Here is a 7,362-nt window from a genome sequence, read left to right as displayed (position 1 = left end):
TCCACGCCCTGCACGTCAACGAGCTGCCCTTCATCAACGGCGGACAGCACGTCGAATGGGCGCCCGAGATCAACAACTGGGTCTCGCTGGCCGTCATCGTGCTCTCGGTGGGCGTCGCGACGATCGCGAGCCTCATGGCGTCGTCGCGCGAGCGGCGTCGCGAGTCGGTCGAGCGCTGACACCCGCGCGCTGCGCAATCTGACAGGCGGCGCGGAGTTCTGCTGAGAAGCAGGATCTCCGCGCCGCCTTCGTCTGTGCACTCTGATCCGCGGAGGGCCTCATCCGGCGCAGGATGCTAGGCTTGCGGCATGCGGTTCGCCGGAGTCCTTCTCCTTCTGCGCCGCGACGGGATCCTCTTCTAGGCCTCTCCCCGTCGCGGAGTCCGTCGCGCAGGCCGACAACGCGAACCCCTGGAGAAGAGCAATGAGCGACATCAGCAGCATTCCCGACCGCCCGCGCACCCTGGCCGAGAAGGTCTGGGACGACCACCTCGTCGTCAAGGGCGAGAACGGCCAGCCCGACCTCATCTACATCGACCTGCACCTCGTGCACGAGGTCACGAGCCCGCAGGCGTTCGACGGCCTGCGCGCCGAGGGACGACCCGTGCGTCGCCTCGACCTCACGATCGCGACCGAGGACCACAACACCCCGACGATCGACATCGACAAGCCGATCGCCGACCTCACGAGCCGCACGCAGATCGAGACGCTGCGTCGCAATGCCGCCGACTTCGGCGTGCGCCTGCACTCGCTGGGGGACATGGAGCAGGGGATCGTGCACGTCGTCGGGCCGCAGCTCGGTCTGACGATGCCGGGCATCACGGTGGTGTGCGGCGACAGCCACACCTCGACGCACGGCGCGTTCGGCGCCATGGCGTTCGGCATCGGAACGAGCGAGGTCGAGCACGTGCTGGCCACCCAGACGCTGCCGCTCAAGCCGTTCAAGACCATGGCCATCACGGTCGAGGGCGACCTGAAGCCCGGCGTCACGGCGAAGGACATCATCCTGGCCGTGATCGCGAAGATCGGCACGGGCGGCGGGCAGGGCTACGTGCTCGAGTACCGCGGCAGCGCCATCCGGTCGCTCTCGATGGAGGGCCGCATGACGATCTGCAACATGTCGATCGAGGCGGGCGCCCGCGCCGGCATGGTCGCGCCGGACGAGACGACGTTCGCGTACCTGGAGGGCCGTCCGCACGCCCCGAAGGGCCAGGACTGGGACGACGCGGTCGCCTACTGGCGCACGCTGCCCACCGACGAGGGCGCCGTGTTCGACGCCGAGGTGTTCATCGACGCGAACGAGCTCGAGCCGTTCGTGACGTGGGGCACCAACCCCGGCCAGGGCGTGTCGCTGAGCGACGTCATCCCGACGCCGGCGGACATCGCCGACGACAACGAGCGCGCCGCGGCCGAGCGCGCACTGCAGTACATGGATCTGCAGCCGGGTACGCCCATGAAGCAGATCCCCGTGGACGCGGTGTTCATGGGCTCGTGCACCAACAGCCGCATCGAGGACCTCCGTGCGTTCGCGTCGATCATCAAGGGCCGCAAGAAGGCCGACGGCGTGCGCGTCATGGTCGTTCCCGGGTCCGCCCGCGTGCGGCTCGAGGCCGAGGCCGAGGGCATCGACCTGATCGTCAAGGACTTCGGCGCCGAGTGGCGCTTCGCGGGCTGCTCGATGTGCCTGGGCATGAATCCGGATCAGCTCGCACCGGGGGAGCGCTGCGCCTCCACGAGCAACCGCAACTTCGAGGGTCGGCAGGGCAAGGGCGGGCGCACCCACCTCGTGTCGCCGCTCGTGGCGGCGGCCACGGCGATCCGCGGCACGCTGTCGAGCCCGTCCGACCTGGACGCCGCGGACGCGCAGCTGGAGACGACCGGAGCGGAGGCCTGACATGGAGAAGTTCACCACCCACACGGGTGTCGCGGCGCCGCTGAAGCGCTCGAACGTCGACACCGACCAGATCATCCCCGCCGTCTTCCTCAAGCGGGTCACGAAGACGGGCTTCGAGGACGCGCTGTTCCACGGCTGGCGGCAGGACCCCGAGTTCGTGCTGAACCAGGATCCGTATCGCGCGGCCTCGGTGCTCGTCGCCGGCGCCGACTTCGGCACGGGATCCAGCCGTGAACACGCCGTGTGGGCGCTGCGCGACTATGGATTCAAGGTCGTGCTCAGCCCGCGCTTCGCCGACATCTTCCGCGGCAACTCGGGCAAGCAGGGCCTGGTCACGGGCGTGATCTCGGAGGACGACGCGCAGCGCTTCTGGGCTGCCATCGACGCCCAGCCGGGCGTCGAGATGACGGTCGACCTCGTGACGCGAACCGCCACGTTGGGGGACTTCACGGCCGCCTTCGACATCGACGATTACACTAGGTGGCGGCTCCTCGAAGGGCTCGATGACATCGGGCTCACGCTGCGCAACGAAGACAGGATCGCGCAGTTCGAGGCCCGCCGCGAGGCGTGGCGGCCGCGGACGACACCCGTCTCGTGAGCCTGGCGGGGTCTCGACGAGGCCCCGGAACGCCTCGAAACAGCAAGCGGCCGACCGCCGCGCGATCCCCTAGTGAGGCACCACCACATGACTCTGATCGGCGACGCCAAGACTCCCGGCACTCCGGCATACGCAAGCGGTGAAGTCCTCGAGATCCGCGGGGGGCGGGCGCTCAAGGGTCAGGTCGACGTGCGCGGCGCGAAGAACCTGGCGACCAAGGCGATGGTCGCGTCCCTCCTGGGCGAGACTCCGAGCATCCTGCGCGATGTCCCCGACATCCGCGATGTGGAGGTGGTGCGCTCGCTGCTCGAGGTGCACGGCGTGCACGTCACGGAGGGTGACGAGTCGGGCTCGCTCGTCCTCGACCCGGCCGACGCGAAGTCGGCGAACTTCGAGGAGATCGACGCGCACGCGGGTTCGTCGCGCATCCCGATCCTGTTCTGCGGGCCGCTGCTGCACCTGCTCGGCCAGGCGTTCATCCCCGACCTCGGCGGCTGCCGCATCGGTGACCGCCCGATCGACTTCCACCTCGACGCACTGCGCAAGTTCGGCGCGATCGTCGACAAGCAGCCCAGCGGCATCCGCCTGTCGGCCCCGGAGGGCCTGCACGGCGCGCACATCGAGCTGCCGTACCCGAGCGTCGGCGCGACCGAGCAGGTGCTGCTCACGGCCGTGCGCGCGAAGGGCGTGACCGAGCTGCGCAACGCGGCGATCGAGCCCGAGATCATGGATCTCATCGGCGTGCTCCAGAAGATGGGCGCGATCATCTCCTACGAGCCCAACCGTGTGATCTTCATCGAGGGCGTCGACGAGCTGCGCGGCTACGACCACCGGTCGCTGTTCGACCGCAACGAGGCCGCCTCGTGGGCATGCGCCGCGCTTGCCACGGACGGCGACATCTTCGTGCGGGGCGCACGCCAGTACGAGATGCTCACGTTCCTGAACGTGTACCGGAAGGTCGGAGGCGACTTCGACATCACGGACGAGGGCATCCGCTTCCGTCGCGGAGCCGCGCCGCTGAAGGCCATCACTGTCGAGACGGACGTGCACCCCGGCTTCATGACCGACTGGCAGCAGCCGCTGATCGTCGCCCTCACCCAGGCGAACGGGCAGTCCGTCGTGCACGAGACCGTGTACGAGAACCGCCTCGGCTTCACGCGCGCGCTCGTCCAGATGGGCGCGGACATCGTCGTGCACGAGCACGGCATCGAGGGCGAGTACCGTCGGGTGCCGCGCCGCGCACTCGAGCAGGCCGCCGTGATCAACGGCCCGACGCCGCTGCGCGGCGCGGACATCGTCGTTCCCGACCTGCGAGGCGGGTTCAGCTACGTGGTCGCGGCTCTGGCGGCCGAGGGCACGTCGCGTGTGTCGGGTGTGGGCATCATCCGCCGCGGCTACGAGAAGTTCTTCGAGAAGCTGACGGCGCTCGGCGCCGACTTCGACGTCGTCGGCTGAGGCAGGCGCGCATGAGCTCTTCGGAGAAGAGTCGGCCGAGCTGGTTCTGGCCGCTCGCGGCCGTCGTGGTGCCGATCATGGGGCTGCTGGCGCGCGTGCGCATCACGGGCGCCGAGAAGCTGCCGCGTGAGGGCGCGTACGTCGTCGCGCCGAACCACGTCAGCGAGCTGGATCCGCTGATCGTGGCCCTGGCCGTGTGGCGGCTGGGCCGCGCGCCCCGGTTCATGGCCAAGGAGAGCCTGTTCCGGGTGCCGGTGCTGGGCGCCGCGCTGCGCGCGACCGGCATGGTGCCCGTCGCGCGGACGTCCTCGCGCGACTCGGCGGCGCAGACGATGGCGCAGTCGACCGCGCTCGTGAAGGACGGCCGCGGGGTGATCGTGTACCCCGAGGGAACGCTCACGCGCGACCCCGATCTGTGGCCCATGCGCGGCAAGTCCGGCGCCGCGCGTCTGGCGCTCGCGGGCGACATGCCGCTGATCCCCGTCGCGCACTGGGGCGTCCAGAACGTCATGGCCCGCTACGCGCGCTCGATCAGCGTCTGGCCGCCGCGCAAGCTCGTGCGCCTGGCGTTCGGCGATCCAGTCGATCTGTCGGATCTCAAGGACCGGCCGACCGACCCGGCCGCCATCTCCGAGGCGACTGCTCGCCTGATGGCCGCGATCACCGCCCTGCTCGAGGACATCCGCGACGAGAAGGCGCCGGCCGTGCGCTGGGACCCGACCTCGAACGGCCAGTCCGAGACGGGACGCCTGTGAGCCGTCAGCCGGGCCGCAGGCCCGACGGGCCCAAGGTCGTGGTGATCGGCTCCGGAAGCTGGGGCACGACGTTCGGCAAGATCCTCGCCGACGGCGGCGCGCAGGTCACGATGTGGGCGCGCCGGCCCGAGCAGGCGCAGGAGATCGACGAGGCGAAGCGCAACTCGAAGTACCTGCCGGGCATCAACCTGCCGCGCACGATGCGGGCGACGCACGAGCTGCGCCAGGCGATCGACGGCGCGGCGCAGGTCTATCTGTCGGTGCCCAGCCAGTCCGCGCGCGAGACGCTGCGCGCCATGCGGCCCTATCTGACAGACGACGCCGTGCCCATCGTCAGCCTGATGAAGGGCGTCGAGAAGAAGACGAACCTGCGCATGAGCCAGGTGATCGAGCAGGAGCTGCGGTGCGACCCGGCGCGCATCGCGGTGGCGAGCGGGCCGAACCTCGCGCTCGAGATCGCGCGCGAGAACCCGACGGCGGCCGTGATCGCATCGGGCAGCCAGGACACCGCCGACGCCGTGGCGCGCCGGGCCAGGAACCCGTACTTCCGCAGCTTCGTCAACACCGACGTCACCGGCACGGAGTTCGGCGGCGTGCTGAAGAACCTGATCGCCGTCGCGATCGGCATCGTCGACGGCGTCGGCTACGGCGAGAACACGAAGGCCTCGATCATCACGCGCGGACTTGTCGAGATGACCGACTTCGCGGTCGCGTACGGCGCGCAGCCGGGAACGCTGCAGGGACTCGCGGGGCTCGGCGACCTGATCGCCACCTGCCAGTCGCCGCTCAGCCGCAACAACACGGCAGGCCGCCTGCTCGGCCAGGGATACAAGTTCCACGAGGTCATCGCGCAGATGAACCAGACGGCCGAGGGGCTCGCGTCCGTGCATCCGATCCTGGAACTGGCGAAAGAGGCCGGGGTCGAGATGCCGATCGTGCAGCAGGTGAAGATGGTGCTGGAAGGCCGGATGAGCCCGCGGGAGATCGCGCCGCATCTCACGACAGACGACGACACCCCGCAGGGCGAAGGGACGCAGAATGGCCAGAACGACCGTGGCGGTGCTCTTCGGAGGGCGATCGAGCGAGCACTCGATCTCCTCCGCGACGGCGGGCGGGGTCCTCGGCGCGATTGACCGCGACCGCTACCGCGTGATCCCTGTGGGCATCACGCGCGAGGGCGTCTTCGTGCTCGAGCAGGACGACCCGGCCCGGTTCGCACTCGATGCCGCGAAGCTGCCGGAGGTCGTCGACAACGGCACGCGCATCCTGTGGCCCTCGGGCGGCGGGGAGCGCACTCTGCGCGTCGCGCGCGAGGACGGCTCGGTCGAGGACGTCGCCGACGTGGACGTCGTGCTGCCGATCCTGCATGGCCTGCACGGCGAGGACGGCACGATCCAGGGCTTCCTCGACATCCTCGAGCTGCCTTACGCAGGCGGCGGCGTGCTCGACTCGGCGCTGTGCATGGACAAGCACTTCATGAAGATCGCGCTGCAGGCCGAGGGGCTTCCGGTCGCCCCGTGGGTGACCGTGCGCGCCGCGCGGTGGGCGTCCGACGCCGACGGCGTGCGCGCCGAGGTCGAGCGGCTCGGGTATCCCGTGTTCGTCAAGCCCGCCCGTGCCGGTTCGAGCGTCGGCGTCTCGAAGGCGCACGACGCGTCCGAGCTCGACGAGGCGATGCGCGTGGCGCTCGACGAGGACGACAAGGTGCTCGTCGAAGTCGGCATCGTCGGGCGCGAGATCGAGGTGGCGATCCTCGAGGGACGCGACGGAGACCGCCCGCGCGCCTCGCTGCCGGGCGAGATCGTGCTGACGACTCGGGAGTTCTACGACTTCGAGGGCAAGTACCTGGGTGGCGACGGGGCCGAGGTCGTGTGTCCCGCGGCGCTGACAGACGACGAGACCGAACGGATCCGCGAGGTCGGACGCCGCGCGTTCGAGGCGGTCGACGGGCGCGGTCTCGCGCGCGTGGACGTGTTCCTCACCGCGGACGGCGAGGTCGTGATCAACGAGCTCAACACGATGCCGGGATTCACGCCCATCTCGATGTACCCGAAGTGCTGGATCGCGTCCGGCATGACCTACGCCGAGCTCATCACCGAGCTTGTCGAGCTCGGGATCGCGCGCGCGGCCTGAGCCGGTCAGCCCTCCTCGGGCACCGGCGTGGCGTCCTCGAGTCCCACGCAGGACGATTCGGCCGGCGTCGGCTGGACGAGGCGGCTGATGGCGGGCAGCACGTCGGACGGGCTGATGACCGAGGTGTCGACGTACACCTGCGTCGCCGGCGTGCGGCCGTAGGTCGTGATGCGCTGCATGGGCAGGTCCGACGCGTCGACGACCCAGTCCACCCCCTCGAACGTCACGCACTGCAGCGTGGTGGGTCCGGGCGGCTCGACACCGCAGCTCAGGATGACCGACGTCGGATCGCCCCATGCGCCGGTCGCCTGACCGTCGGTCCAGCGGCGCTCCAGCAGCGAAGCGCCCTCTCCGAGCGTGTCGGGGAGGCGCACCGTGACGTCCGCGCACAGCGGGTCGTTGGCGTCCTCCGCGGCCGGCACGGAGACCGTGCTGGCGCATCCGGCGAGACCCAGCATGAGGACGAGCGGGGCCGCGGCGGCGAGACGACGGATCACGCGTCCAGCCTATTTCGTCGATCCTGAGGGG

Annotated in this window: 7 protein-coding genes and 1 pseudogene; 7 read left to right on the top strand and 1 reads right to left on the bottom strand. The window is 70.0% G+C overall.

The window, feature by feature from the left end; genetic code table 11:
- The 7 genes and pseudogenes from RIF89_RS00300 to RIF89_RS00270 form a co-directional block, all read left to right on the top strand.
- A pseudogene (locus RIF89_RS00300) lies at positions 1-179 on the top strand (TerC family protein); the annotation flags it as partial.
- Between the two features lie 244 nt (positions 180-423).
- Positions 424-1,893 (top strand): 3-isopropylmalate dehydratase large subunit, encoded by a 1,470-nt coding sequence (gene leuC, locus RIF89_RS00295; protein WP_309067188.1) that lies wholly within the window; start codon positions 424-426, stop codon positions 1,891-1,893.
- Position 1,894: 1 nt separating this feature from the next.
- Positions 1,895-2,491: a 3-isopropylmalate dehydratase small subunit gene (gene leuD, locus RIF89_RS00290; protein WP_309067187.1), complete on the top strand. Its 597-nt coding sequence runs from the start codon at positions 1,895-1,897 to the stop codon at positions 2,489-2,491.
- Between the two features lie 87 nt (positions 2,492-2,578).
- A complete protein-coding gene (murA, locus tag RIF89_RS00285) occupies positions 2,579-3,946 on the top strand; it encodes a UDP-N-acetylglucosamine 1-carboxyvinyltransferase (protein ID WP_309067186.1) in 1,368 nt (455 codons plus the stop codon).
- A gap of 11 nt (positions 3,947-3,957) precedes the next feature.
- Positions 3,958-4,701: a lysophospholipid acyltransferase family protein gene (locus RIF89_RS00280; RefSeq protein WP_309067185.1), complete on the top strand. Its 744-nt coding sequence runs from the start codon at positions 3,958-3,960 to the stop codon at positions 4,699-4,701.
- On the top strand, positions 4,698-5,834 hold the full coding sequence (locus RIF89_RS00275) for an NAD(P)H-dependent glycerol-3-phosphate dehydrogenase (protein WP_309067184.1): 1,137 nt from the start codon (positions 4,698-4,700) through the stop codon (positions 5,832-5,834). The genes RIF89_RS00280 and RIF89_RS00275 overlap by 4 nt, the downstream gene beginning before the upstream one ends.
- Positions 5,740-6,834 (top strand): D-alanine--D-alanine ligase family protein, encoded by a 1,095-nt coding sequence (locus RIF89_RS00270; RefSeq protein WP_309067183.1) that lies wholly within the window; start codon positions 5,740-5,742, stop codon positions 6,832-6,834. Before RIF89_RS00275 ends, RIF89_RS00270 begins: the two co-directional genes overlap by 95 nt.
- Before the next feature lie 5 nt (positions 6,835-6,839).
- On the opposite strand, the gene RIF89_RS00265 is transcribed toward RIF89_RS00270, so the two are convergent.
- On the bottom strand, positions 6,840-7,331 hold the full coding sequence (locus RIF89_RS00265; protein ID WP_309067182.1) for a DUF3515 family protein: 492 nt from the start codon (positions 7,329-7,331) through the stop codon (positions 6,840-6,842).
- Positions 7,332-7,362 lie beyond the last annotated feature (31 nt).

It is taken from the genome of Microbacterium sp. (genome assembly GCF_031178525.1).
In the GTDB taxonomy this organism is placed as follows: Bacteria; Actinomycetota; Actinomycetes; order Actinomycetales; family Microbacteriaceae; genus Microbacterium.
The sequence above is the reverse complement of the archived record's forward strand: the minus strand, read 5'-3'. Positions and strand labels throughout refer to the sequence as shown.